23 protein-coding genes are annotated in these 26,852 nt (G+C 65.0%); 14 read left to right on the top strand and 9 right to left on the bottom strand.

Translation table 11 applies throughout. The features are described from left to right. Window positions 1–102: 102 nt before the first annotated feature. The 8 genes from glpK (at window position 103) to FQU74_RS17340 (ending at window position 10,176) form a co-directional block, all read left to right on the top strand. Window positions 103–1,590 (top strand): glycerol kinase GlpK, encoded by a 1,488-nt coding sequence (glpK, locus tag FQU74_RS17375; protein WP_146287747.1) that lies wholly within the window; start codon window positions 103–105, stop codon window positions 1,588–1,590. A gap of 204 nt (window positions 1,591–1,794) precedes the next feature. Next, a complete protein-coding gene (locus FQU74_RS17370) occupies window positions 1,795–2,814 on the top strand; it encodes an efflux RND transporter periplasmic adaptor subunit (protein WP_146287746.1) in 1,020 nt (339 codons plus the stop codon). Continuing rightward, window positions 2,807–5,995, top strand: a complete 3,189-nt coding sequence (locus tag FQU74_RS17365) for an efflux RND transporter permease subunit (RefSeq protein WP_146287745.1) — start codon at window positions 2,807–2,809, stop codon at window positions 5,993–5,995. The genes FQU74_RS17370 and FQU74_RS17365 overlap by 8 nt, the downstream gene beginning before the upstream one ends. Window positions 5,996–6,088: 93 nt before the next feature. Beyond that, window positions 6,089–7,375: an NAD(P)/FAD-dependent oxidoreductase gene (locus tag FQU74_RS17360; protein WP_146287744.1), complete on the top strand. Its 1,287-nt coding sequence runs from the start codon at window positions 6,089–6,091 to the stop codon at window positions 7,373–7,375. A 67-nt stretch (window positions 7,376–7,442) separates the two neighbouring features. Next, on the top strand, window positions 7,443–7,646 hold the full coding sequence (locus FQU74_RS17355) for a YgaP family membrane protein (RefSeq protein WP_146287743.1): 204 nt from the start codon (window positions 7,443–7,445) through the stop codon (window positions 7,644–7,646). Between the two features lie 62 nt (window positions 7,647–7,708). After that, complete coding sequence (pxpB, locus tag FQU74_RS17350) at window positions 7,709–8,428, top strand: 5-oxoprolinase subunit PxpB (RefSeq protein WP_146287742.1); 720 nt, start codon at window positions 7,709–7,711, stop codon at window positions 8,426–8,428. After that, entirely contained in the window at window positions 8,425–9,477 is a 1,053-nt protein-coding gene (locus FQU74_RS17345) for a 5-oxoprolinase subunit C family protein (protein WP_146287741.1), read from the top strand. Before pxpB ends, FQU74_RS17345 begins: the two co-directional genes overlap by 4 nt. 12 nt (window positions 9,478–9,489) lie before the next feature. After that, on the top strand, window positions 9,490–10,176 hold the full coding sequence (locus FQU74_RS17340) for a fumarylacetoacetate hydrolase family protein (protein WP_146287740.1): 687 nt from the start codon (window positions 9,490–9,492) through the stop codon (window positions 10,174–10,176). On the opposite strand, the gene FQU74_RS17335 is transcribed toward FQU74_RS17340, so the two are convergent. Together FQU74_RS17335 and FQU74_RS17330 are read right to left on the bottom strand one after the other, a co-directional pair. Beyond that, on the bottom strand, window positions 10,173–10,973 hold the full coding sequence (locus FQU74_RS17335; protein ID WP_146287739.1) for an ABC transporter permease: 801 nt from the start codon (window positions 10,971–10,973) through the stop codon (window positions 10,173–10,175). The genes FQU74_RS17340 and FQU74_RS17335 overlap by 4 nt on opposite strands. Further along, window positions 10,970–11,722 (bottom strand): ATP-binding cassette domain-containing protein, encoded by a 753-nt coding sequence (locus tag FQU74_RS17330; protein WP_146287738.1) that lies wholly within the window; start codon window positions 11,720–11,722, stop codon window positions 10,970–10,972. Before FQU74_RS17330 ends, FQU74_RS17335 begins: the two co-directional genes overlap by 4 nt. Window positions 11,723–11,907: 185 nt before the next feature. On the opposite strand from FQU74_RS17330, the gene FQU74_RS17325 reads away from it, so the two are divergent. The 5 genes from FQU74_RS17325 to FQU74_RS17305 all read left to right on the top strand — a co-directional run bounded on the left by FQU74_RS17325 (window position 11,908) and on the right by FQU74_RS17305 (window position 16,473). Beyond that, entirely contained in the window at window positions 11,908–12,696 is a 789-nt protein-coding gene (locus FQU74_RS17325) for an ABC transporter permease (protein WP_146287737.1), read from the top strand. Between the two features lie 16 nt (window positions 12,697–12,712). Then, window positions 12,713–13,717, top strand: coding sequence for an ABC transporter substrate-binding protein (locus FQU74_RS17320; RefSeq protein WP_146287736.1), 1,005 nt, complete (start codon window positions 12,713–12,715; stop codon window positions 13,715–13,717). Continuing rightward, entirely contained in the window at window positions 13,708–14,493 is a 786-nt protein-coding gene (locus FQU74_RS17315; protein ID WP_229704426.1) for an ABC transporter ATP-binding protein, read from the top strand. The genes FQU74_RS17320 and FQU74_RS17315 overlap by 10 nt, the downstream gene beginning before the upstream one ends. Before the next feature lie 133 nt (window positions 14,494–14,626). After that, window positions 14,627–15,664, top strand: coding sequence for an Ldh family oxidoreductase (locus tag FQU74_RS17310; RefSeq protein ID WP_146287735.1), 1,038 nt, complete (start codon window positions 14,627–14,629; stop codon window positions 15,662–15,664). Between the two features lie 167 nt (window positions 15,665–15,831). Continuing rightward, complete coding sequence (locus FQU74_RS17305; RefSeq protein WP_146287734.1) at window positions 15,832–16,473, top strand: DUF6778 family protein; 642 nt, start codon at window positions 15,832–15,834, stop codon at window positions 16,471–16,473. 60 nt (window positions 16,474–16,533) lie between these two features. On the opposite strand, the gene FQU74_RS17300 is transcribed toward FQU74_RS17305, so the two are convergent. The 3 genes from FQU74_RS17300 to FQU74_RS17290 form a co-directional block, all read right to left on the bottom strand. Beyond that, the gene (locus FQU74_RS17300) at window positions 16,534–20,007 is read right to left on the bottom strand and encodes a DNA translocase FtsK (protein ID WP_146287733.1); all 3,474 of its coding nucleotides are present in this window, start codon (window positions 20,005–20,007) and stop codon (window positions 16,534–16,536) included. Between the two features lie 9 nt (window positions 20,008–20,016). Further along, a complete protein-coding gene (locus FQU74_RS17295) occupies window positions 20,017–21,207 on the bottom strand; it encodes an aminotransferase class I/II-fold pyridoxal phosphate-dependent enzyme (RefSeq protein WP_146287732.1) in 1,191 nt (396 codons plus the stop codon). A 158-nt stretch (window positions 21,208–21,365) separates the two neighbouring features. Next, the gene (locus FQU74_RS17290) at window positions 21,366–22,694 is read right to left on the bottom strand and encodes an amidase (protein ID WP_146287834.1); all 1,329 of its coding nucleotides are present in this window, start codon (window positions 22,692–22,694) and stop codon (window positions 21,366–21,368) included. Window positions 22,695–22,779: 85 nt separating this feature from the next. Here FQU74_RS17290 and FQU74_RS17285 point away from each other — a divergent pair, with 85 nt between their 5' ends. After that, complete coding sequence (locus FQU74_RS17285) at window positions 22,780–24,006, top strand: FAD-dependent monooxygenase (protein ID WP_146287833.1); 1,227 nt, start codon at window positions 22,780–22,782, stop codon at window positions 24,004–24,006. A gap of 150 nt (window positions 24,007–24,156) precedes the next feature. On the opposite strand, the gene FQU74_RS17280 is transcribed toward FQU74_RS17285, so the two are convergent. The 4 genes from FQU74_RS17280 to FQU74_RS17265 form a co-directional block, all read right to left on the bottom strand. Continuing rightward, window positions 24,157–24,339, bottom strand: coding sequence for a Trm112 family protein (locus tag FQU74_RS17280; RefSeq protein ID WP_146287731.1), 183 nt, complete (start codon window positions 24,337–24,339; stop codon window positions 24,157–24,159). Continuing rightward, a complete protein-coding gene (locus FQU74_RS17275) occupies window positions 24,336–24,980 on the bottom strand; it encodes an LON peptidase substrate-binding domain-containing protein (protein ID WP_146287730.1) in 645 nt (214 codons plus the stop codon). Before FQU74_RS17275 ends, FQU74_RS17280 begins: the two co-directional genes overlap by 4 nt. Before the next feature lie 60 nt (window positions 24,981–25,040). Further along, on the bottom strand, window positions 25,041–25,949 hold the full coding sequence (gene trxA / locus FQU74_RS17270) for a thioredoxin (RefSeq protein WP_146287729.1): 909 nt from the start codon (window positions 25,947–25,949) through the stop codon (window positions 25,041–25,043). Between the two features lie 80 nt (window positions 25,950–26,029). After that, complete coding sequence (locus FQU74_RS17265) at window positions 26,030–26,818, bottom strand: exodeoxyribonuclease III (protein WP_146287728.1); 789 nt, start codon at window positions 26,816–26,818, stop codon at window positions 26,030–26,032. Window positions 26,819–26,852 lie beyond the last annotated feature (34 nt).

The raw sequence follows: 26,852 nt of genomic DNA, 5'->3' as shown, positions 1-26,852 counted from the left end.
GGGGCGGCGCGCCGCCCCCTTCAACCTGATCCAAGCACCCTTGCGGCGACGTCGGCGGAACCAAGGGTATTTTTGTCAGGTTGAAGCAGTTCCGGAACCACCATGACCCATATCCTTGCCATCGATCAGGGAACCACCTCGTCGCGTGCGATTATTTTCGACGCGGGCCTGCGTGTCGTTGCCACGGCGCAAGAGGAGTTTCCCCAGCACTATCCTGCCTCTGGCTGGGTGGAGCACGAACCGATGGACCTTTGGGCAACCGTTGCGGCGACCGCCCGTGCGGCGATCGAGAAGGCCGGGCTTGGCGCCGCTGATATTGCCGCGATCGGGATCACCAACCAGCGCGAGACGACGCTCCTCTGGGACCGGGCGACTGGCCAGCCGCTGCACCGCGCGATCGTCTGGCAGGATCGCCGAACCGCCGATCTTTGCGCCACGCTGAAAGAGGCCGGGCATGAGGCAATGGTCACCGCACGCACCGGGCTGCTGCTCGATCCCTATTTCTCGGGCACGAAGCTGAAGTGGCTGCTTGATCACATCCCCGATGCCCGCGCCCGCGCCGCGCGGGGCGAGCTTGCCTTCGGCACGGTGGACAGCTGGCTGATCTGGAACCTGACGGGCGGCCGCGTTCACGCAACCGACGCCACGAACGCCGCGCGCACCCTGCTTTACAACATCGCCCAGAACCGCTGGGACCCCGAGATCTGCGCCCTACTCGATGTTCCCATGGCACTTCTGCCCGAGGTGCGTGACTGCGCCGCCGATTTCGGTGTGACGCGCGCAGATCTCTTTGGACGAGAGATCCCGATCCTTGGCGTTGCGGGGGATCAGCAGGCCGCGACCGTGGGGCAGGCCTGTTTCCGCCCCGGCATGATGAAGTCTACCTACGGCACCGGCTGCTTTGCGCTGCTCAACACCGGGGCTGAGATGGTGCCGTCACGGAACCGGTTGCTGACCACCATCGCCTATCGCCTGAACGGTGAGACGACCTACGCGCTGGAAGGCTCTATCTTCATCGCGGGCGCGGTGGTGCAGTGGTTGCGCGACGGGCTCAAGGTCATCCGAAGCGCGAGCGAATCTCAACCCCTGGCCGAGGCTGCCGATCCGGGACAGAACCTGATCCTCGTGCCGGCCTTTGTTGGGCTTGGCGCACCCTATTGGCGACCGGACTGCCGGGGGGCGATCTTCGGTCTTACACGCAATTCGGGGCCTGCCGAGTTTGCCCGCGCCGCTCTGGAAAGCGTAGGATACCAGACGCGCGATCTGCTCGAGGCAATGCGCGCGGATTGGTCCGCCCCTGCCGAGGGTGTGCTGCGTGTCGATGGCGGGATGGCGGCCAGTGACTGGGCCATGCAGTTCCTTGCCGATATCCTTGGCGCCCCCGTGGACCGACCGCAGGTCACCGAGACCACGGCGCTTGGTGCGGCCTACCTTGCGGGGCTTCAGGCGGGCATCTGCCCCCCTCCGGCAGAGTTTTCAGCGCAATGGGCGCTGGATCGCCAGTTTGTACCCAGCATGCCCCAGGCTGACCGCGACGCCCGCTATGACCGATGGAAACGGGCCGTAGCCGCGACGATTGCGGCAGGCTGATCCACCTCCACCGTTGGCCATCGATGCTTCAGAAGCCGCCCCGTCGGGGCGGCTTCTTGACTTGTGTCATATCCAGAATCCCTGACTGGGGTCATGGTTTGACATCCGCTGCCGCCTGCCAAAGTCACGGGCAGGAAAAAACGAGTCAGCGGCCTTTACATATGCATAGTTAGGAATATGTTAATGCAAAGGAAAGGATTCGCCATGCGCCGTCTCTTGCTCTCTGTCCTGTTCGTGGGGCTGGCCCCCGCACTCGCACCGGCCGAGGTGATCGAGCTTGCGCCCGAACCAATGACCGAGTGGAAGGCCGTCTATGGTCGCATAGAGGCGCGCGACCGCGTTCCAGCCCGTGCCCGGATCGGCGGCACCCTGACGGAACTGACCGTCAGCGAAGGTGATATCGTCAGCGCCGGACAGCCGATGGCACGTATCGTCGACGAGAAACTCGGCTTCCAGATCACCGCCCTTCGGGCCCAACTCGACGCCACCACCGCACAGCTTGGCAATGCCGAGGCCGAGCTGAAGCGGGGGCAAGAGTTGCTCAAGCAGGGCGTGACCACCGTTCAGAGGCTTGATGCGCTGCGTACGCAGGTCGATGTGCTCAAGGGTCAGATCGCCGCGCTGGATGCGCAGGCCGAGGTGATCCGGCAAAGCCAGACCGAAGGGCAGGTTCTCGCCCCCGCCGCGGGCCGCGTGCTCGACGTGCCGGTCGCGCAGGGTGCGGTCGTCATGCCGGGCGAGACGGTCGCCACGCTCAGCTCGGGCGGCACGTTCCTGCGCCTTGCGGTTCCCGAACGCCATGCCACGCAGATGAAAGAAGGCGACACGATCTATATCGATGATGGCTCGGCCGAGGCCTCGGGCAAGCTCGCCCGCATCTATCCGCTGATCGAGAACGGTCGGGTGATCGCCGATGTCGAGGTGACCGACCTGCCCGACCGATTTGTCGACCTGCGCGTTCTGGTTCGCCTTCCGGTGTCCGAGCGTCAAGCGCTGATGGTGCCCGAAACCGCGATCACCACGCGCAGCGGGCTTGATTTCGTGGCGCTCGATACGCCCGGTGGCCCGGTCTTGCGCTCGGTCGTCCCCGGACAGCGCGAAACCACAGAATCCGGCACGCGGGTCGAGATCCTGTCCGGGCTCGCCGCTGGTGACCGCGTCCTGACCGAGGCCCCACCTGTCGGCGCGACCGGAGACGCGACCGGGGGCGCGGCCCATGAGTGAGCTGACCAAGAAACCCCTGGGCATCGCGGGGCGGCTTACGCAGGCCTTCATTGCCTCGTCCCTGACGCCGCTTCTGATCCTTGCCGCGCTTGCTGCGGGGCTGGTTGCTCTTGGTGCTCTCCCGCGCGAGGAAGAGCCGCAGATATCCGTCCCGATGGTGGACATCCATGTACAGGCGCAGGGCCTGAAGGCCGAGGATGCGGTCAAGCTGGTGACCGAGCCGCTTGAGGTGATCGTCAAGGGCATCAACGGCGTCGAGCACGTCTATTCCAACACCCGCGACGATTCCGCGATGGTCATGGCGAGGTTCGAGGTCGGCACCAAAGCCGAGGACGCGATCCTGCGCGTGCATGACAAGGTGCGCGCCAATCTCGATCGTATTCCCGTCGGCATCCCCGAACCCCTGATCATCGGGCGCGGCATCGACGATGTGGCGATCCTGTCGGTAACCCTGTCGGCCCGGCCGGGCCAGCAGGTTGCCGCCAATGACCTGACCCGCATCGCACGCGCCCTGCAGGTAGAGGTTGCCAAGACCGAAAACGTCGGGCTGACCTATCTGGTCGGAGAGACAACAGAGGCCATTCGCATCGCACCCGATCCTGATCGGCTGGCGCTTTATGGCGTGACCCTGCAACAGCTTGCCGGCAAGGTCAGTCAGGCGAACCGCGTCCTGAACACCGGAACGCTGCGGGACAGCGGCCAAGAGATCGCACTTGTCGCCGGCGAGACACTGACCGCGCCTGCCGAGATCGCAAGCCTGCTGCTGACCACGCGCGACGGTCGCCCGGTCTATGTCTCCGATGTGGCAGATGTGAGCTTCGTGCCCGATACCGGCGGCCAGATCGTCTCGCATCTTGAACGCAGCGAGGGTGGAGAGATCCACCGCAGCCCTGCCGTCACCTTGGCCGTGGCCAAGCGTGCGGGCGCCAATGCCGTGGTCGTGGCCGAGGCGGCACTGCACCGGATCGAGGCGCTTGAGCAACACCTGATCCCCGATAGCGTGCAGCTGACCATCACCCGCGACTACGGCGAGACGGCCAATGAAAAGGCCAACGAACTGCTGTTCCATCTGGGGCTGGCAACGGTGTCGATCATCGGCCTCGTGCTTCTGGCGATTGGCTGGCGCGAGTCGCTGGTGGTGGCCATCGTCATTCCGGTGACGATCCTGCTGACGCTCTTTGCGGCCTGGATCATGGGCTACACACTAAACCGGGTCAGCCTCTTCGCACTGATCTTCTCGATCGGCATTCTGGTGGATGACGCCATCGTGGTGATCGAGAACATCGCGCGTCATTGGGCAATGCGCGACGGGCGGGAGCGTGCCAGCGCCGCAATCGACGCCGTTGACGAGGTGGGTAACCCCACCATCGTCGCCACGCTGACCGTGGTGGCGGCCCTGCTCCCTATGCTTTTCGTCTCGGGCATGATGGGGCCCTACATGTCGCCCATCCCCGCCAATGCCAGCGCGGCAATGATCTTTTCCTTCTTCGTCGCCGTCATCATCACGCCTTGGCTGATGGTCAAGATCGCCGGCAAGGCCCCGATCGCACATGGCGCTGAGGGCAGTGGTGAACACGCTGGCGGCTGGATGGAGCGCGCCTACCACGCCGTGGCCGAGCCGCTGTTGGCCACGCGCCGCCGCAGCCTCGTGTTCCTTCTGGTCACGATCGTTCTGTCCTTCGGCTCACTCGGCCTGCTCTACACCAAGGACGTGACGGTCAAGCTTCTGCCTTTCGACAACAAGTCAGAGCTTTCGGTGATGATCGACCTGCCTGAGGGGGCCGCAACAGAGGCCACTGACCGTGTGGCGCAGGATATTGCCAGGATCGTCCTCGACCTGCCCGAGGTGACCTCGGTGCAGACCCATGCCGGGGCGGCGGCGCCTTTCAACTTCAACGGCCTTGTCCGCCACACCTATCTGCGCAAGGAGGCGCAGTTGGGAGAGGTTGCGATCAATCTCAGCCCCAAGACCGACCGCGACCGCACCAGCCATGATATCGCGCTGGATATCCGCGAACGCATCCGCGCCGTGCCGGTACCGGAAGGAACCAGCCTCAAGGTCGTTGAACCGCCGCCCGGTCCTCCAGTGATCTCGACCCTGCTGGCCGAGATCTATGGCCCCGACCCGGCAGCGCGCCGCGCGGCTGCCGCGCAGGTCGAGGCCGCCTTCCGATCGGTGCCGTTCATCGTCGATGTCGACAACAGCTATGGCGAGCCCGCCCGGCGCCTGCGCGCGACGATCTCGACCAACGATCTGGAGTTCTTCGGGGTGCAAGAGGCGGATGTGTTCGACACGCTCGCGTTGCTGAACAGCGGACAGACCGTTGGCTATTCGCACCGCGGCGAGGGGCGCTATCCAATCCCATTGATGATCCAGCGCCCCAAGGGTGACCGTGTCCTGGACGAGCGGTTCCTGACGACGCCGATCCCGGCCAATACCCTGCCGGGCGCCCGCGGCGTGGTGGAGCTGGGCGATGTCGTCGAGATCCGCGAGGAGACGGCCTCGCACCCGATATTCCGCCATAATGGCCGGGCGGCCGAGATGGTCACGGCCGAATTGGCCGGCGATTTCGAGGCCCCGCTTTATGGCATGCTTGCCGTGGCCGATGCGCTCAAGGGGCAAGAGGGTGCGCCGGTGATCGCGCTGCATGGCCAGCCCGATGACGAGACGCAGACCACACTTCTGTGGGATGGCGAATGGGAGGTGACATGGGTCACCTTCCGCGACATGGGCGCGGCCTTCGGCATCGCCCTTCTGGGCATCTACATCCTTGTGGTGGCGCAGTTCGGATCGTTCAAGCTGCCTCTCGTCATCCTGACGCCGATTCCGCTGACGTTCCTTGGCATCATGGCAGGGCACTGGCTGTTCGATGCCCCCTTCTCGGCCACGTCGATGATCGGCTTCATCGCGCTGGCGGGCATCATCGTGCGCAACTCGATCCTGCTGGTGGACTTCATCCGCCACGAAGGCGCCGTGACGGTCGAGACGCTCTTGCGGGCGGGCACCATTCGCTTCCGGCCCATCTTCCTGACCGCCGTGGCCGCGATGATCGGGGCGGTCGTCATTCTGGCCGACCCGATCTTTCAGGGTCTGGCGATCTCGCTTCTGTTCGGGCTCATCACCTCGACCCTGCTGACGGTTCTGGTGATCCCCGCGATCTACCGGGTGTTCCGCACCTGACGACATCGCCCGTCGCCGCTCGGGCGGCGGGTCGACTGCAACCGTCTGCCGGCAATGGGAGTGTCAGGCGGGCACCCAGAGGGAGGAAAGATCATGGCGCATATCGTCGTTCTCGGAGCAGGGCTTGGCGGGGCCATCATGGCCTATGAGTTGAAGGACAAGATTCGAAGCGAAGACCGCATCACCGTCGTCACCAAGGACCCGAAATACCATTTCGTGCCGTCGAACCCCTGGATTGCCGTGGGCTGGCGTGCGCGCGACGAGATCACCGTCGATCTGGCTCCGACCATGGCGAAGAAAGGCATCAACTTCATCGCAACCGCCGCCGAGAAGCTTCTGCCTGCAGAAAACCGCATCCAGCTGGTCGATGGGCAGTCAGTCAGCTATGACTATCTGGTCATCGCCACCGGGCCAGAGCTTGCCTTTGACGAGATCGAGGGGCTGGGCCCGCATGGCGGTTTTACCCAGTCGATCTGCCATATCGATCATGCCGAACAGGCGCGCGAGGTGTATGAGCGGCTCTTGAAGAACCCCGGCCCCGTCATCATAGGCGCCGCACAGGGCGCAAGCTGCTTTGGCCCGGCCTACGAGTTTCTGTTCATCCTTGAAACCGCGCTGCGCAAGGCCCGCATCCGTGACCGCGTGCCGATGACCTTCGTCACGCCCGAACCCTATATCGGCCACCTTGGCCTTGATGGCGTGGGCGATACCAAAAGCCTTCTGGAATCCGAGATGCGCGCCAAGCACATCAAGTGGATGACCTCGACCCGCATGAAACGTGTCGAGGACGGGCATATGATCGTCGAAGAGATTGCCGAGGATGGGAGCGTGAAAGCCGAGAAGGACCTGCCCTTCGCCTTCTCGATGATGCTGCCGGCCTTCCGGGGCATCAAGCCGGTGTCGGGAATCGAAGGGCTGAGCAATCCGCGCGGCTTCACCATCGTCGACAAGCACCAGCAAAGCCCCGCCTTCCCCAATATCTTCGCCGTTGGGGTCTGCGTCGCAATCCCGCCCATGGGGCCTACGCCCGTGCCCTGCGGTGTGCCCAAGACCGGGTTCATGATCGAATCCATGGTCACAGCCACGGCACACAATATCGGAAACCTGCTGCGGGGTCAGGCACCTGACCGTGTCGGAACCTGGAACGCGGTCTGCCTTGCCGATTTCGGTGACGGGGGCGTGGCCTTCGTGGCGCAACCCCAGATCCCGCCGCGCAACGTCAACTGGTCATCCTCGGGCAAATGGGTCCACCTCGCGAAGATCGGGTTCGAGAAATACTTCCTGCGCAAGCTGAAGGCGGGCACATCGGAGCCGTTCTATGAAAGCCTCGCCCTCAAGGCCCTTGGGATCGACAAGCTGAAGGAAACAACGACCGGGTGATCCCCCGCCCGGCCCCATCTGCCGGGGCGGGCGGTCTGCCCCGGCCTTTTATGAAAGGAAAACGACCATGACCCTCGATCGTTCCGTGATGCTGTTTGCCGGCGCAATGGTGCTGCTGTCCGTCGTGCTGACCGCCTATGTCTCGCCGCTCTTTGTCTGGTTCACCGTCTTTATCGGGCTGAACCTGATTCAGGCTTCGTTCACCGGTTTCTGCCCGGCGGCGCGGATCTTCAAGGCCTTTGGCATCAAGGCTGGCTGCGCCTTCGAATAACGGGTGGTTGCGCCCGCTTGCTGCCCGCGCCAAGATCGTGGCGACCAAAGGCGCAGGCGCAGATGACCCCGACCGTCCTTCCCTGCGGCGATCAGGCGCTCAGCTTTCAGTTGGGCGAGCGGATCGACGCCACGACCAATGCCCGCGTCATCGCGCTGGCGAAAGCGGTGGAGGATGCCGCGATCGCGGGCATTCTGGAACTGGTGCCGACATATCGCGCCTTGATGGTGCGCTATGACCCCGAGATCATTCGCGGTGCGGCGGTAGAGGCCGCCATGCATGCGCTGCACGCCGCATTGGACGACGCCCCCGCACCGGGCCGCCTCTGGCGAGTGCCGGTGCTCTATGGTGGCGAGGTGGGGCAGGATCTGGACGATCTTGCCCGCCTCAAGGGCATGGCGCCTGCAGAGGTCATCGCGCTACATGCCAGTGCCGAATATCGCGTCTACATGATCGGCTTCGCGCCGGGATTTGCCTATCTGGGCGGCCTGCCCGCGGTGCTGCACACACCCCGCCTCGCCACACCGCGCCAGTTGGTTGCCGCAGGGGCCATCGGCATTGGGGGGGAGCAGGCCAGCGTCAACTCGGTGCCCGGCCCCTCGGGGTGGCGCTACATCGGCTGGACACCGCTGCGCCTGTTCGATCTGCGCCGCGATCAGCCGTTCCTTTTCACGGCGGGCGACCGCGTGCGCTTTGCCCCGGTGGATGCCGGGACCGCCGCCGATCTGGCCCGCCGCGTTCAGGCTGGCGAGAGCGTCGTCGAACCCGAGGTCGCCCCATGACGCTGAGGGTTCTGGCCGCCGGGCCGCTGCTGAGCGTTCAGGACCCCGGCCGCCCCGGCCTGCGCCGTTTCGGGGTCTCGGCCGCTGGCCCCATGGACCCACCTGCGATGCAGCTGGCCAATGCGCTGAGTCACAACCCCGACACTGCGGCGGTTCTCGAATTCGCCGGTCTGGGCGGGCGGTTTCATGTGACGCGCCCGGCGCTTGTGGCCGTCACGGGCGGTGACTGTGATCTGCGCATCGACGACCGCCCCATCGCCGCAGGCGAAAGCCACAGGCTTATGCCGGGTGAGACGCTGTTCATCGGCGCCTTGCGCGATGCCGTCTGGGGGTATCTGGGGATTGCAGGCGGGATCGTCAGCCCACCGGTCCTGGGCGCCCGCAGCACCCATCTGCGCAGCGGTTTGGGCGGGCTTGGCGGGCGACGGTTGATCGAGGGTGATGTGCTGCCACTTGGCCCTGCAGCAGACGCCCTTCCCCCATTGCGCGCGGCGACGCCCCGCGTTTCATCAGGCGCAGGGCCAGTCCGTATCGTCCTCGGCCCGCAGCATCAGCGTTTTGCGTCCGAGGTTCTGGCACGGCTCTTGAACGAAAGCTTCACTGTCAGCTCCCAGCGCGACCGTATGGCGATGGTGCTGGACGGCCCCCGCCTGCCCGCCATCGAGGGGCACGACATCGTCTCGGACGGCACGGTTCCCGGGGCGATTCAGGTGCCGGGGTCGGGCCAGCCCATCGTTCTGATGGCCGAGGCACAGACGACCGGCGGCTACCCCAAGATCGCCACCGTCATCGGCGCTGATCTTGCGCGCCTCGCGCAGATGCCCACCGGTTCTGCGCTGCGCTTTGCGGCAGTCACGCGTGATCAGGCCGAGGAGATCTGGATCGCGCATCGCCGCTTTCTGCGCGGACTGCGCGATGACCTGCAGACGGTTCCGGACGGTGCACCAGATACGGCCTATCTGCTCTCTTGCGATCTGGTCGGTCTATTCGCAGCCGACGAGATTCTGGCTCCTGTTCTGCCCCCGAACTCGCCCCCCGGCCCGACCTGAAGGATTGATCCCATGGCCTATGTGCTGCCGCCTGCTTCCACGCCGAGTCTGCCCATCGCGGGCTCGGCCGACCGCTTTGCCGTTCGGCGCATCTATTGCGTGGGGCGCAACTATGCCGAACATGCCCGCGAGATGGGCCATGATCCCGACCGCGAGCCACCCTTCTTCTTTTCCAAGCCAGCCGACGCCCTGTTGACCGACGGTGGGAGCCTTCCCTATCCGCCCATGACCGATGACCTGCATTTCGAGGCCGAACTGGTGGTGGCACTTGGCCTTGGCGGAGCAAACATCCCTGCGGCGGATGCTCTTACCCACGTCTGGGGCTATGCCGCCGGGAACGATTTCACCCGCCGCGACCTGCAAGCCGCAGCCAAGAAGTTGGGGCGCCCCTGGGACATGGCCAAGGGCTTTGACCATTCGGCAGCCTGCGGCGTGCTGGTGCCCGTCGCACAGGTTGTCAACCTGGCACAGGGCAACATTCGGCTGTCGGTCGATGGCGAGCTTCGGCAGGACGCGGGTCTTGCGGACATGATCTGGCCGGTCACCGAGATTATCGCCGCGCTGTCGCGTATGGTCACGCTGGCACCGGGCGATCTGATCTACACCGGCACACCTGCGGGCGTGGGCCGCGTGCAGCGGGGGCAGGTGGTCAAGGTCGAGATTGATGGACTGCCGGCACTGGTCACGCCCGTGATCTAACCCGCAACGCGCTTGCCCCGCCAAAGGCCTTTGGCGGGGTCATACATGACCACGGTCGCGGCAAAGAAGACGACCGCGCACCCCGCCGTGACCGCCAGCGACAGCATTGAAAGCTGCCCGTAAAGCGCAAAGCGGATCAACTCTACTGCATGGGTAAAGGGGTTGATCCGGCAGATGTGATACAGAAGCAGGCTCGATTCCTTCATCCGCCACAGCGGGTAAAGCGCGCTTGAGGCAAAAAACATCGGGAAGATGACAAAGTTCATCACTCCCGCAAAGTTCTCAAGCTGCCGTATCGCCGACGAGATGAGCAGCCCCAGTGCCCCAAGCATCACCCCGGCCAGCACCAGCGCAGGCAAGACCGCGACGAACCCGACAAGCGGCGGCCGGATGCCCCAGATCAATGCGATCAGCAGAAAGGCATAGACCTGCAGCACCGCAACCATGACCGCTGCCACCAGTTTGGACCCCAGCAGGAACCAGCGCGGAAAGGGGCTGACAAGCAGACTGCGCATGGCCCCCGTCTCGCGGTCATAAACCATTGAAAGCGAGGATTGCATGCCCGCAAACAGCAGGATCATCCCGCAGAGACCGGGCGTGACGTAGATCTCGTAGAGGATGTAGGTCTTGTAGGGCGGCGTGATCGACAGGCCCAGCACCGACCGGAACCCGGCTGCAAAGATGAACAGCCAGACAAGCGGTCGAACAAGTGCTGCCAGAAACCGTTCGCGCTGCCGGGCAAAGCGCAGAACCTCGCGCCGCAGGATGCCGCCAAAGGCGATGACCCATCCGCTCATGCCGCGCCCTCGGGCAGGCCGGTCAACTGCAGAAAGGCCTCGGCCAGCGTCTGGCCCGCTGAAATCACGGCGGCCGTCGTATCCGCCAGAACCCGGCCACGATGCAGCACGACGACATGATCGGCGGGCAGGATCTCGTCCAGAATATGCGTGGCCCAAAGGCAGGATACGCCTTGCGTCGCGATCAGTCCGCGCACCAGCGTCATGACATCGGCACGGGCGCGCACATCAAGCCCGGCCGTCGCCTCATCGAGAAGAAGAAGCTGGGGTCGGTGCAACAATGCGCGCGCAATCTCGGCCCTGCGTTTCTGCCCACCTGATAGGGTCGAGACGCGCGCCGCCGCCCGATCATGCAGACCCACCAGCGCCAGCACCTCGGCCACGCGGGCACGGGCCGCAGCGCCGCCGATCCCGTGCAATGCCGCGTGATAGGCGAGGTTCTGCGTCAACGTCAGATCGCCATCCAGCGCACGCGATTGAAAGACCACGCCGATCCGGGCCAGCGCCTGCCGCGACGCACGGCGGGCGTCGTACCCCGCGACCTCGATCCGCCCCGAGGTGCTGTCGTAAAGCCGGGTGATCAGCGAGAACAGCGTGGACTTGCCAGCCCCGTTTACCCCCAGAAGCGCGCAGAACGATCCCTGCGGCACCGTCAGCGACACATCGCGCAACGCCTCGACTGATCCGAAGCGGTGACTGACCCCGACGACCGCAAGGGCTGCTGCGTTGCTCGCTGCCGACTGCTGCATTGCCCCCCTGTCCTCCCTGCTGTAGTCACTCTTGCCAGTGGCGCATCGTCTGGCAAGCGCGCCCGCGGGACCTGCCCCCCCTTCTTTGGTGGTATGCCCACGGCCATACCGACGAAGGTGCAACAGCGCCCGGCGCATCGGGCGTGGTCTACTTGGTCTGATGACTCGGGGCGCATGAGGAAGAGATGGCATCGCAAAGCGCACATCTGGCAGATCGCAAGGGCACAGGCCCGGTCGCGACTGCTGCGCTGCGGCTGGGATTTCTCGCGCTGATCCTGCTCGCCTGGGCGCTGGCCGCGCGCCACGCGCCGCCGGGGCTTTTTGCCTCGCCCGTTGCCGTTGCAAAAGCCGGGATCGGGCTCGCGAGCAGTGGCAAGCTGTGGCCCGCGCTGGCCGCCAGTTTGCAGGTTTACCTTGTGGGGACAGGACTTGCGGTCATGTTCGGGGGTGCCCTTGGCATCGCAATGGGGATCTGGCCCGCACTCGGGCGGACGCTGGACATCTATGTGAATGCGCTGGCCGCCACACCCCGCGTGGCCTTTATCCCGCTGATCATCGTCTTGCTGGGGCTTGGGCTAGAGGCAAAGGTGCTGATCGTGTTTCTGGGCGCGGTCATGCCCATCGTGCTGAACGCCCATGCCGGCGTGCAGGCCGCCGACCCCGACCTGCTTGAGATGGCTGCCTCCACGGGCGCTTCGCGCGGGCGTATTCTGTGGCATGTCATCCTGCCGGGCGCCGTGCCCTTCCTGATCACCGGCATCCGCATAGGTTCGACCATTGGACTGATCAACACCATCGTGGCCGAGCTCTATACTGCCATCAGCGGGTTGGGAGGTCTGCTTGCCGTCTATGGCAGCCGGTTCCAGATGGCCGAGTATCTGGCCGTGGTGATCGTGCTGGCCTTGATCGGCGTGGGCATGACCGAAGCCCTGCGTCTGGTCAGCCAGCGCCTGATGCGCTGGCGCGACGTCTAAATTGAACGGGGGGAACATGAAAAAGATTGCAACCATCGCGGCACTTGCCCTGACCTTTGCCACGATGGCCGGGGCCGAGCCATTCCGGCTGATCGTTTCTGACGCCGAGACACCCTTGGTGCCGAATTCGGTGATGGAGCTGGCCGAGCGCGGCGGCTACTTTGATCGCGTCGGGGTGGATGTCGAATTCGTCCGCGTCGAGCAGTCGCCCATGGTGATGACCGCGCTGCGGGCAGGCGAGGGTGAGATGGCCAATGTCGCGCTGGAATCGCTGTTGCAGGCGACGGCAGCCGGGGCCACCGACCTGCGCGGTGTCATGTCGCCCAACAAGGCCCTGCCTTATCTGATCGCCGGACGCGGCGTTTCGGCGCCTGCCGATCTGGCGGGCAAGCGTTTTGGCATCGGCCGGGTGGGCAGCGTTGATCACCTTCTGTCCATGCGGGTTCTGGCCGAGGCGGGGGTCGACGTCGCAGGGCTGGAGTTGGTCGCGCTTGGCCAGCCACAGGCGCGCGCGCAGGCACTTCTGGCCGGGCAAATCGACGCAACCACCATGGGAATCGGCAGCTTCACCGCGATTGACGACGATCCGCAGGTCAAGGTTCTGGTCGACACAGATGCCTATTACAAGGCTGCGCCGATCCTGTCGAAGCTCAACGTCGTGCGCAGCGAGACACTGGAGACCCGCCGCGCCGAGGTGGAGGCGGTGATCGAGGCGTTGGTGCTGGCCGCACGTGATTTCCAGTCGGATCCGCAGAAATGGGTGGCCGCGATGCAAGAGGCCCGCCCGGATGTGCCCGAGTCCGATCTGCAGATGCTCGCCAAGGCCTTTTCCGGCGCATGGACTGTGAACGGCGGGCTGAGCCGTGGCGAATTGCAGGCCGCACAGGCATGGCTGCATGAAGGCGAGGATTTCAAGGGCATGACCCCGGCGCCCCTGGATGCCTTCGCCGACCTTGGCCCGCTGGAGGCAGTTCTGGCGCGGCTTGGCACTTCGGACGCGGGCGATACCGCTTGGCACTAAACGCGACAGACCGGCTGGAGCTTTCTGGCGTCTCTCTGACGCTTGGGGACCAGCCCGTTCTACAGGACCTCACCCTCGCCACTGGCCGGGGTGAGGTTCTGGTCGTTCTCGGCCCCTCGGGCTGCGGCAAGACAAGCCTTTTGCGGCTGATGGCGGGTCTTGTCGAACCCGGGTCGGGCACCGTGGCACTGAATGACGCCCCACCGGTTCCGGGGCATGGCATCGCGATGATGTTCCAGTCCTACCGCTTGCTGCCGTGGAAGACAGTCGCCGCAAATGTGGCCTTTGCCCTGCCAGACCTGCCCCGCGCCCAGCGGGAGGACCGCGTATCCGAGGTGCTGCATCTTGTGGGGCTTGAACGCTTTGCCGACCGGTATCCCGCCGCCCTGAGCGGGGGAATGCGGCAACGGGTGGCCCTCGCGCGGGCCCTGGCGCCGCGACCGGATTTCCTGCTGATGGATGAACCCTTCGCGGCCCTTGACGCACAAGCACGCGAGTTGATGCAGGCCGAACTTCTGCGGCTTGTGGGCGCGTCTGGCGGGCCGGGCGTGGTTTTCGTCACGCATAGCGTGGACGAGGCGCTGGTGTTGGGCGACCGCATCATCCTGCTGTCACCGCGACCGGGGCGGATCATCACGGACATGGCCGTGCCCTTCGCCCGCCGTCCTGATCCGCATGATCACCCCGATTATCCCGCCCTAAGACGCACATTGTGGGAGAGGTTGCGTCAGGCGGTGCTGACCGACCCGGCCTCGGATTTCTACAGACCCGGCTGAGTCTCCAGGACGCGGCCGACCACGTGTCGCCGCAGGATTGTCTTGCCACCGATAGCGACGAATTGCCTTGCACTTCGCAATGCATGCGAATTGTATACAATGATTATCTAGGCTGACAGAGGCAGGATCCACCATGTCCGAATCCACCACACTAAGCATCGAGGCGCTGGATGCGCGCGTCCGTTCGATCCTTGGCCGCGCCGGTCTGAACCCGGTGCAGGCCGGGGCGCTGGCGCGGGTGATCGTGGCCGGAGAGCGGGACGCCTGCAAATCGCATGGCATCTATCGTATCGAGGGTGCGCTGCGGACCGTGAAGGCGGGCAAGGTGAACCCACTGGCCCAGCCCCGCCTCGTGCCTGATCAGGCCGCCGCGATCGTGCGGGTGGATGCACAGCATGGCTTTGCCAATGCCGCGTTCGAACTGGGCCTTCCCGCCCTTGTCGAACGCGCGCGCAGAACGGGTCTGGCCGCACTGGTCATCAACGACTGCACCCATTTCTCGGCCCTCTGGCCCGAGGTCGAGGCAGTGACGGAGCACGGCCTTGCAGCCCTCGTCATGTGCCCAAGCTATGCAACGGTCGCGCCCACAGGGGGCATCCGCCCGCTGCTTGGCACCAACCCGATGGCGTTTGGCTGGCCGCGCGCCGGGCAGCCGCCCTATGTGTTCGACTTTGCCACCTCGGTCGCCGCGCGGGGTGAGATTGAACTTCACCGGCGGGCAGGCAAACAACTGCCCGAAGGCTGGGCGATCGACGTGGATGGTGCACCCACAACCGACCCCGAGGCCGCGCTTGCCGGCGCGATGCTGCCCTTTGGCGGTCACAAGGGATCGGCAATCAGCACGATGATCGAGTTGCTGGCCGGCATCATGATCGGTGATCTGACCAGTCCCGAGGTTCTGGATGTGCTAGGCAGCACCACGCTGGCTCCCGTGCATGGCGAGCTTATCCTTGCCTTTTCCCCGCAGGCCTTTGCTGCGGGTCGCTCGGGCGATCCTTTTGCCCGGGCCGAGGGTCTGTTCGAGGCCATCGTCGGACAGGGCGCACGCCTGCCCTCTCAGCGCCGCTTTGCCGCCCGCGCAGTGTCTGCATCGCAAGGCATCACCCTGACCGAAGCGGAAGTCGCGCAACTGGACAGGCTTGAGGCACTCGGCCTCGATGCCATTACCTGAGGCGCCTCTGCCGAAAAGCCCCGGCGGTCAGTCCCCTCAACCTGGATCATCGTTGCCTCTGCCATGGGCATGATGATCCTTGCCTGACCCCGTCGCCCCTATGTTGCCCTGACGCACGACCGGGGATATGCCATGAGGCACGCCATCAGATGCAAGGACGTTCCGACATGATCCCACGCGCCTTCCACCCTCGCCCGATGAAACTGATGATGGTGGTTGGACTGACAGCCCTACTGGCCGGATGCGGAAGTTCCAGCTTTCGGGTGGATTATCCGTCGGTTCCGGCAGAAACGACAGCCGGCTGGCGCGTCGCTGATGTGCGGGTTGCCGTCCCCGAAACGCTGGTCGTATCCGAGGCCAATGTCTTCATTCCCAAGGCGGATATCGTCTGGCACGGCGACCCCGAGGGCGACCGCAAGGCGCAGGTCGCCGATATCATTCGTCAAGGTGTCCTTGCCGGGGCGCGGGGCCTGAGCGGCGGCCAGAAAGTGACCATGGACGTCACGCTTGAGCGGTTCCACGCCCTGACTCCGCGCGCTTTCTACCGCTCGCCAGCATGGGGCGGCGTCAACAGCATCGTCTTCAATGTCACGGTGCGGGACGCCTCGGGCGCCGTGCTGATCGGGCCGGAGCGGATCGAGGCGGACATGCCGGCAATCGTGGCAGCCGACAATCCGCCGGCCGAAGTGTTCTCGGTACCGGGCGGGCAGTCGCGCGCCACGCTGATTGCGCATGTGGCGGCGGTGACGCGGGCGTGGCTCAATCTCGGCCCCGACCAGCGTGTGCAGATCCGCCGCGTCGGCGGCTGAAGCCTGAAAAGCAAAAGGGCGCCACCAATCCGGTGACGCCCGATTTTCCAGGGGTCCCGATCACGCCTCGGGGATCAGGATCTCGCGCTTGCCGACGTGGTTTGCGGGGGTGACAACGCCCTGCTCTTCCATCTGCTCGACAAGACGCGCGGCCTTGTTGTAGCCGATGCCCAGCTTGCGCTGGATGTAGCTGGTCGAACATTTCCGGTCGCGCGCAACAATGGCAACCGCCTGATCGTAAAGCGCATCCTCGCCTTCGGTATTGCCACCGGTCAGGCCGAGCACCGCATCGATATCCGATGCAACATCGTCTTCCGGACCCTCGACCACACCCGACATGTACTGCGGCGGGCCGAAGCTCTTCAGATGTGTCACGATCTCTTCGACCTCTTCGTCCGAGACGAAGGGGCCGTGGATACGGGTGATGCGCGCGCCGTTGCCCATGTAGAGCATGTCGCCCTGCCCCAGCAGTTGTTCGGCGCCCTGTTCACCCAGAATGGTGCGACTGTCGATCTTCGACGTCACCTGGAACGAGATCCGGGTCGGGAAGTTCGCCTTGATGGTGCCCGTGATGACGTCGACCGACGGGCGCTGCGTTGCCATGATGAGGTGGATTCCGCTCGCCCGTGCCATCTGGGCAAGGCGCTGGATGCAGGCCTCGATCTCTTTGCCCGCGACCATCATCAGGTCGGCCATCTCGTCGACGATGACCACGATGTAAGGCAGCGCTACGGGGGCGAATTCCTCTGTCTCGAACACCGGCTCACCGGTATCCTCGTCAAAGCCGGTCTGGATGGTGCGCTTGAACATCTCGCCATTGGCCATCGCCTCACGCACACGGCCGTTGTAGCCGTCGATGTTGCGCACACCCATCTTCGACATCTTGCGATAGCGCTCCTCCATTTCGCCCACCACCCATTTCAGGGCGACAACCGCCTTCTTGGGGTCGGTGACGACCGGAGAGAGCAGATGCGGAATACCGTCATAGACGGAAAGTTCCAGCATCTTCGGGTCGATCATGATCAGCCGGCATTCCTCGGGCGTCAGCTTGTAAAGCAGGCTCAGGATCATCGTGTTGATGGCCACCGATTTGCCCGAACCGGTAGTCCCGGCAATCAGCAGGTGGGGCATCTTGGCAAGGTTCGCCACGATCGGATCGCCCCCGATATCCTTGCCAAGAGCCAGCGGCAGGCGCTGCGCGCCATCACCGAATTCACGGGCAGCAAGGATCTCGCGCAGGACAACCTTTTCGCGCTGCGCATTGGGCAGTTCGATCCCGATGACACTGCGCCCCGGCACGGTCGAAACGCGCGCCGACAACGCCGACATCGAGCGCGCGATATCGTCGGCCAGACCGATCACCCGGCTGGCCTTCAGGCCCGGCGCGGGCTCCAGTTCATACATCGTGACCACCGGACCGGGGCGAACCGAGACGATCTCGCCCTTCACGCCATAGTCGTCGAGCACCGATTCCAGCATACGCGCGTTTTCTTCCAGCGCCTCGTCCGACAGCGTATGACGCGAGACGGTCGAGGGAGAGGCCAGAAGTGACAGGGGCGGAAGCTCGTATTCGGGCTGCGCCATTTCCTCGAACCGCAGACGCGGCTGCGCCTCGGCCGCAGCCTGACGAGACGGCATCAGCGGCTTCTTGGCCGGATGCTGCACCACGCCGCGCTTCACCTCAGGCGTGATCAGCGGGGCATTGACGCGCGTGGCCGCCCCCTCCCGCTGCGCGACAAGTCGGGCGGGCGCGGGCTGGATCGGCGTTGGGTCGTAATCGGGCTCGAAGTTATCATCGAGCTCCCAGTCATCGGCAAAGCTGTCCACTTGCGACAGGACCGGGTCGACATCATCCGACAGCATCGAGTCTGCAAGATCATCCCAGCTGGTCGCTGCGGGCTCAGGCTCAATCCTGCGCGGCACTGCAGGGGTTGCGGGCTGCGGGGCAACTGCCACATCTTGCACGACACCGGGGCGCGGCAGCGGAGCCGGAGCGGCCTCGGGGCTGACAGCGGCCGAGGCAAGACCCGCCTGTGCAGCCGCGGCACGGGCAGCGCCGGCACGAATGGCGGCGGCAACCGCCGCGGCAGCCGCAGACGCCGCACGGGGGGCGCCGACCGCAGGCTGTGCGGGCGATACCACCGGTGCGGCCACCTGATCGGCCATGCGGCGGGCATGTTCCTGCGCCTGCGCGGCGCGGGCGGCAGCCGAGGCGACCGCAGCCGAGATTGCATCGCCGGGCGCGGCTGCGACCACGGGTGCGGCAACAGGCACCGAGCCGGCAGAGACCGGCGGCTCGATCCGCATCTGGGCGGCCTGTCCCCGGCGAAGCGTGGGTTCGCGCCGGGCGATTGCCGCCTGCAGGGGTGACATATGTGGCTGCGGTGCAGCGGTGCCCATCCCCTGCCGCACGCGGCTGCGGATCACATCCGAAATGCGCGCCTTGATCCGGTCTTCATTTGGCGCGTCGTCGTTCATGGTCTGGGTCTGCGGCAGTTCGGGGATGACAAGTTCGGGTTCGACGGGGGCGCGCAGCAGGCGTCCCAGAAGTCCCTCTTTCTTTCGGGGCAGCGCGGTGGGCTCGGGCATTGGCGGCGCGATCACATCATCATCGCCGTAATCGTCCCAGTCAGCCACCTGCCGCGCATGGACGGGGGCAACAGCGGGCCGCATCGGAGGCGCAATCTCATATCCTCCCATAGGCTCACCCTCTGCGCGGATCACACGATTGCGGCGGTGGGCCACGGCCATCGGCTCGGGTGCCGAGAGGTTGACCGGGGCCAACCTGCGTGCTTCGGCTTCGGCATGACGCTGGGCCTGCCCATCGGCACGACGCTGGCGTTGACGCTCGCCAATGGCCGATGCCGCCTGAAAAGCCCGGCTCGAGCCCTGCCCTGCCAGATCCAGCGCGCGGGAGTAGGCGATCACCGACAGAGTCATCGCATGGCGGCGCAGAACCGCCAGTTCGTCACGGTCAAAACCGGTGACGAAGAGCAGAATCGCAAGTGTCGCGGCGCCCGTCAGCAAAGACATCATGACCAGACCGAAGGTCGCCTTTACAGGCGCCACGCCCAGCATTGCCCCAAGCACCGTATCGCCAAACAGCCCGCCCAGACCAAAGGAATGCGGCCAGCCGTCACCGGGCACGAAGGTTGCCGCAAAGACCGAGGTCATGGCGACTGCGATCAGCGCGAAAACCACACGGCCCACGGCACGATCGGCGCCCCGATGGATCACGAAGCGCCCGCCCCAGACCAGCAGGATCAGCGGGATCGTCCAGGCGCCCCGCCCTGTGATGATGACCAGCGTCGAGGAAATTGCAGCCCCGATGCGCCCGAGCCAGTTGCGGATCGGCTGATCGGACGAGACAAGCCAGCCCGGATCCTCGGGTGCATAGCTTCCCAGCATAACCACGAAGATCAGCGCAAGGCAGATCAATCCGATGCCGATCAACTCTCGCGCGCGGCGTTCCAGCGCGGCATGGGTGTTCGGGTCCATCAGCGGATCACGTTGGCGCATCTGATACAGAGCCATCTGCCGTCCTCACCGATAAATGCAATCACGCAGCCTGGTCAGCCCACGTTCGGTTTCGTCATACGAGGCAACAAGCGCCACGCGGATATAGGGTTTCCCCGGGTTCATCCCCCCCGCCTCGCGCGAGAGATAGGCGCCGGGCAGAACACGCACCCCCGTCTGGGTCCAAAGCTTCACGGCCGCCGCCTCGCCATCACCGATGGTTTCAGGCACGGGCAGCCACAGGAAAAATCCGCCTTCGGGGCTTTGATACCCCTGCATCCCGGCAAAAATGCGGTCCGCCAGATCGAACTTCTGCTGATAGAGCGCGCGGGACTGCGTCACATGCGCCTCATCGGCCCAGGCGGCCTCGGCCACGCGCTGCAAGGGCAGCGGCAAGGGCGCGCCCGCAAAGGCGCGCAGCTTGCGCAGGCGGGACATGCTTTGCGGCCCCGCAACGGCAAACCCCGACCGAAGACCCGGCAGGTTTGACCGTTTCGACAGGGAATGGAAGGCCACCACACGCTCAGGGTCGGCGCCGACTTCGGCCGCGACCTCAAGGATGCCGGGCGGAGGGGAGCTGCGCCAGATCTCTGAATAGCATTCGTCGGCGAAGATCTGGAAATCGTGCTTTTCCGCCAGCGCCAGCAGGGTCTTCCAGTAGGCGCGGCTGGCCACCGCCCCCTGCGGATTTGCAGGCGAGCAGATATAGGCCACGGCCACACGATCCAGCACGTCGGGCGAGAGCGCCGCATAATCCGGCAGGTGGCCCGTTGCTGCAGTGGCCGGCACATATACGGGCTCTGCCCCCACCGTCAGCGCGGCAACGGCATAGACCTGATAGAACGGGTTCGGCATCAGCACGACAGGCTGCTTGCCGCCCTTGGTTTCGGGGCAAAGCGCAATGCAGGCGTTGAACAGCCCCTCACGCGTGCCATTCAGCACCATAAGCCGCTCTTCCCCCAAGGCGACGCCATAGCGGCGCTGCAGCCACCCGGCGATGGCCGAAAGCAGTTCGGGCGTGCCGTCATTGGGGGGATAGACGCCAAAACCTGCAAGGTTTGCGGCAAGGATCGGGCCGACAAAATCCGGCATGGCATGTTTGGGCTCGCCAATCGTCATGGCAAGCACGTCACCCCCCGCAGGAAGATGATCGATCAGCTTCCGCAGGCGCGGAAACGCATAATCCGGCAGGTTCGAGAACCGCTCAGGAAACGCCATGTATCTGCCTCTCGTCGGGGTCGTAGCGCCCCGTTTCCTAAAGGATAACGGGCAAGTCCTTCCCGGTCCAGCGAAACGACATACAACCCTTGGGGGCGAGGCGCAGTTTGTGGCGTTTTTGCCCCGTACCCGGCGCCAGCCCCAATACGGGTGGCGTGCTAGCCGAGTGCGTGCTCGACCGCCGCACCGAGGCGCAGAAGGCGTTCCTCCTGCATGGCCGGCCCCATGAGCGAAATTCCGCAAGAGAGCTGCCCCGTGGGCAAAGTCAGCACGCAAAGCCCCATCAGGTTGCCGATCCGGGTGTTGCGCAGGGCAAGCAGGTTCTCAGAGGCGAAATAGGCAGGCTCATTCAGCAGACGCTGCGCATCGGGCGGCAGGATTGGCGAGGTGGGGATCAGTACCGCATCGAAACCGCCGGTCCGGCGCTCCCAGATCTTGCGCAACTCCTCCAGCCGCCGCCATGCAGAGATATACTCCGTAGCCTTGACGGTTGCGCCGGAGCGGAAGCGTTCCAGAACCGGCGGGAACATCTTTTGGGGTGCCGCCTCGATTGTCTCACCCCAGATCGCATAAGCCTCGGGCGTGAACAGAAGGCCCGCAAGCGCCATCGCCTCGGCAATCTCGGGGGCATCGAAGTGATCGACCGTAGCACCGGCGTTAGCCATGCGGCGCACGGCATCCTCAAAACCCCGTGCCGGGGCCTCGCGCACATCCTCCAGGGCGACCGTATCAAGTACACCAAAGCGCGCGTTCGCGAGGCTTGCCCCCTTCAGGTCCGCCGCCCGGCGTGCGGTCAGTGCCGAGAGGATGAGAGCGCAATCCTCAACCGTGCTGGCAATCGGCCCGACGGTGTCGAACTTTTCGCAGAGCGGCACGACGCCCTTCAGCGGAAGGCGGCCCGTGGTGGTCTTGAGCCCGACCAGATCGTTCCAGGCTGCCGGTACCCGCACCGATCCGCCGGTATCCGACCCGATCGCCGCCGGTGCGAGACCGAAGGCGACCGAGGCGGCCGCCCCGGACGACGACCCGCCAGGCACGGCATCGGGAAAGTTGATGCAGGGCGGCGTGGCGGTCACCGGGTTCAGCCCAAGGCCGGAAAAGGCCAGTTCGGTCATATGCGTCTTGCCCAGACAGACCAGCCCCTGCATGGTCGCGCTGTGCAGCACCTCGGCATCCTGCGCAGGCACCCGGCCCTTCAGAAGCGCGCTTCCCGCCTCGCAGGCCACACCGGCCACGTCGAAATTGTCTTTCCAGCTGATCGGCACCCCATCCAGAGGCCCGATCCGTGTTCCCGCGCGTTGCCGTCCTGCCGCGGAAACCGCAGTTGATCGGGCATGATCCGCGGTGGTGCGGGCATAGATGCGCTTGGCATCAGGGTGGCGGGCGATGGCGTCCAGATAGGCCTCGGTCAGATCCACCGGATTGACCTTGCCCGCCTCGATCGCCCGCCCGAGTTCTGCCGCGCTGCGACCAAGCCACTTGTCCATCATCGCAAAGCCTCCGCTGTTTCACCGCAGGCTAGCGACGAGAGCGCGCATGGACAATCCTTTCACTTGCCCCATATTGAAAGGCATGACACCGGATACCGATATTCTGATTGCAGGCGGCGGGCTGAACGGCCCAGCCTTGGCGCTTGCGCTGGCCCAAGCCGGGCTTTCCGTCATCGTGGTCGACAGCCGCCCAGCACCCGCGCGCGCGGAAGCGGGCTTTGACGGTCGCGCCTATGCGCTCGCGCTCGCCTCGCAGCGGTTGCTGCTTGCGACAGGGGTCTGGCCCCGGATCGCGGCCGCGCAGCCGATCCTGAAGATCAAGGCCAGTGACGGCATCGCCGGGCAAGGCCCCTCGCCCCTGTTCCTCGGCTTTGATTCGGCGGAACTGGAAGAAGGCCCGATGGGATATATGGTCGAGGACCGCCACCTCTACGCGGCCTTTCTGCAGGCCATGCAAGAGACGGCAGGCATCACCCTGCTGTCGGGTGAGACCGTCATCGCGCAAGAGGTCGGGCCGCAGGGCGTCACGGCTACCCTCGCGTCTGGCAAGACGATTGCGGCCCGGCTTCTGGTGGGGTGTGACGGGCGCCAATCCGGCGTCGCCGCCCGCGCAGGGATCAAACGCACCGGCTGGGGCTATGGACAGACCGCGCTGGTGACGGCGATCCACCATGAAAAGAACCATGAAGGCACGGCACATCAGTTCTTCATGCCGGCAGGGCCGCTCGCCATCCTGCCGCTTGCGGGCGGGCATCATTCCAGCATCGTCTGGAGCGAGCGCGACACCACAGCCGCAGCCATTCAGGCGCTGGACGACGCGGGCTATCTTGAGGTGCTACGGCCCCGATTTGGCGATTTTCTCGGTGAGATCTCGCTCGCCGGTGCACGCTTCACCTATCCGCTGAACCTGACACTCGCCAACAGCTTTGTGGCGCCGCGCGTGGCGCTGGTGGGCGATGCTGCGCATGGCGTTCATCCCATTGCCGGGCAAGGGCTGAACCTTGGCCTGCGCGATGTGGCGGCGCTGGCCCAAGTGGTGGTCGAGGCGCAGCGGCGAGGCGAAGATATTGGCAGCGGCGTCACGCTGGATGCCTATCAGCGCTGGCGGCGGTTCGATTCCACCGCTCTTGCCCTTGGCATGGACAGCGTGAACCGGCTGTTTTCAAACACCAACCCGGTATTGCGGGTTGGGCGGGATATCGGGCTTGGGCTGGTGAACGCCCTGCCAGGCCTTCGTCGCGGTTTCATGCGGCAGGCGGCCGGGCTGACGGGCGATCTGCCCAAGCTGCTGACCGGCCAACGCCCCTGAGCCCTTTGGAAGGGGGCATTGCGCCCCCTCGGCGCGTCCCGCGCCTCACCCCCGCAGGATATTTATCAAAGGAAAGACAACGACGTTCTTTCCTTTCCAAATATCCTCGGGGGGTGCGGGGGGCAGACAGCCACCCGCGCGACAGCGACGTCAGCCCAGCGGCCTGGCCTCTGATACCAGCATGATCGGGATCCCGTCGCGCACGGGGAATGCAAGGTTTGCGGCCTTGGACACCAGCTCTTGCCGGTCCGGATCCCAGGTCAGTTGCGCCTGCGTGACGGGGCAGACCAGCGCCTCCAGCATACGGCGTTCGACGATCACATGGTCGCTCATTGCGGCCTCTCTCCTTCTGTGCCCCCGCGCAGGGCAATTTCCATCAGCGCCACCAATGTCTCCCGCCGGGTCTGCAGCGAGGGGGCCTCGAGCAGCGCCTGCTTGTCGGCAGGCTCAAACGGACAGAGCATCGCCAGCGAGTTGATCAGCAATTCCGGCTCAGCCTCGGCCAGACTGCCCCAGTCGGTCGCAAGTCCCTGCGACGAAAAGAACCGCTTCAGCAATTCGATGAAGGCCGCTCGATCAAGGCCCGGATCGGACTCGGGCCGCCCAAGGTCACGCGCGAAGGGTGCCCAGTCGATCGCGCAGCGACGATAGGGCTGAAACCCCGAAACCTCCTCCCGCACCCGAAAGCGAGAGACGCCCGTCAGGGTAATCATGTAGCGCCCATCCTCGGTTTCCGAAAAGCCGGTCAGGCGACCGGCACAGCCGATGGCCTGCAACTTGCGTTCGGTCGAGCCGGGGATCTCGCGCGGCTGGATCATGCCGATCAGCCTATGGTCGGACTTCAGGCAATCATTCAGCATCGCCAGATAGCGCGGCTCAAACACATGCAGCGGAAGCCGGCCGCGCGGCAGAAGCAGGGCCCCGGGCAAGGGGAAGATGCAGATCACCTCGGGCAGGTCGGCAGGCTTCAGCATCTCTCAATCCCCAGATTGAACGGGGCCCGGCGTGGTCGGACCCCCTGCTTGAATGGGCGATCAGGCGAAGATCATCGAAGACAGCTTGCGCCGTCCCCGCAGGACGGTCGGGTCCTGAGGCTTAAGCGCATCAAAGATGGTAAACAACTGTGCGCGGGCGGCGCCATCGTTCCATTCGCGATCTCGCCGGAACAGCTCGAGCAATTCGTCCACGGCCTCATCAACCTTGCCTGCGGCATTCAATGCCACCGCAAGATCAAAGCGCGCCTGATGATTGTCAGGGTTGGCCGCAACCGCAGCCCGCAAGTCGGCCTCGGGACCAGCATTGGCCGCTTGCTTTGCCAGTTCGATCTGGGCGCGCGCGGCCTCGACCTCTTTGGCGGTCGCGATCCTGGCCGGAACGGCCGCAAGGAAAGCCTCGGCCTGCTCAAGGTTCCCCGCCGCCAGATGGCTGCGAACAAGCCCGCCATAGGCGGCGGCATTCTCGGGTTCCTCGCCCAGAATCGCGGCAAAGATCTCGTTCGCCGTCACGACGTCACCATCCGTCAGCGCTTGCTCGGCCATCTCAATCGCTTCGGACAGCCCGCCATCGCCAGCAAGCGCCGCGACACGATCGACGAACTTGGTGATTTCCGATGCGGGCAGCGCCCCTTGGAAGCCGTCAACGGGCTGGCCCTGCCAGAAGGCGTAGACGGTCGGGATCGACTGGATACGCAACTGCGACGCGATCATCTGGTTCTGGTCGACGTTGACCTTGACCATCTTGACCCGCCCCTTGGCCGCGGTGACCGCCGCCTCAAGTGCCGGACCAAGCTGCTTGCAGGGTCCGCACCATGGGGCCCAGAAATCGACGATCACCGGAACTTCGCGGCTCGCGTCGATGACATCGGCCATGAACGCGGCCTCTGACGTGTCCTTGATCAGATCCTGTGCCACAGGGGCAGTGGTTGCGCCATTCAGTCCGAGCATCGCGTCCTCTTCCGACTAGGTCCCGCCCCTATATGGGCGCAGGCACGGAAAAGGCCAAGGGGGTTGCGCGCCTTGCGCAATCAGAGATCGAAGGCTGCAAGCACCGGAACATGGTCCGAAGGCTGGTCCCACCCACGCACCGGGCGCAGAATGCGCGAGCCATGCGCCGCACCTGCGATATCGGGCGTGGCCCAGACATGATCGAGCCGCCGCCCCTTGTCCGCCGCGTCCCAGTCGGCAGCGCGATAGCTCCACCAACTGTAGAGCCTGCCCTCTGGGATGTCCTTGCGGGTCACATCGACCCAGGCGCCGGCATCCTGGGCCTGGGCCAGATGCTCAACCTCGATCGGCGTGTGGCTCACGATCTTCAGAAGCGCCTTGTGGTTCCAGACGTCATCCTCACGCGGGGCAATGTTCAGATCGCCCACGAGGATCGAGCGCGCGGGCCGGCCGCCATGCGCCCAGTCCCGCATCTGGGTCAGAAAGTCGAGCTTCTGGCCGAACTTCACATTCTGCTCGCGGTCGGGAATATCGCCGCCGGCCGGGACATAGAAGTTGTGGATGGTGACACCGTTTTCCAGCCGCGCCGCAACGTGGCGGGCGTGGCCCAATGCCGCAAAATCCTCGCCCCCCGCGTCTTGCAGCGGCAGCTTCGACAGGATCGCCACGCCATTGTAGCCCTTCTGGCCACGCGCAACCATGTGGGTATAGCCCAGGGCACGGAACGCATCCTGCGGGAACTTGTCGACGGGCGTCTTGATTTCCTGCAGGCACAGGACATCGGGGGCCTCTTCGGTCAACAACCGACAGACCAGCGCCTCGCGCAGGCGGACAGAGTTGATGTTCCAGGTGGCAAGGGTAAAGGTCATGGCGGTCTCCCGGTGCGCGGGTCCTGTCTAGGCC

The organism is Gemmobacter aquaticus (genome assembly GCF_007859075.1).
In the GTDB taxonomy this organism is placed as follows: Bacteria; Pseudomonadota; Alphaproteobacteria; order Rhodobacterales; family Rhodobacteraceae; genus Gemmobacter; species Gemmobacter aquaticus.
The sequence above is the reverse complement of the archived record's forward strand: the minus strand, read 5'-3'. Positions and strand labels throughout refer to the sequence as shown.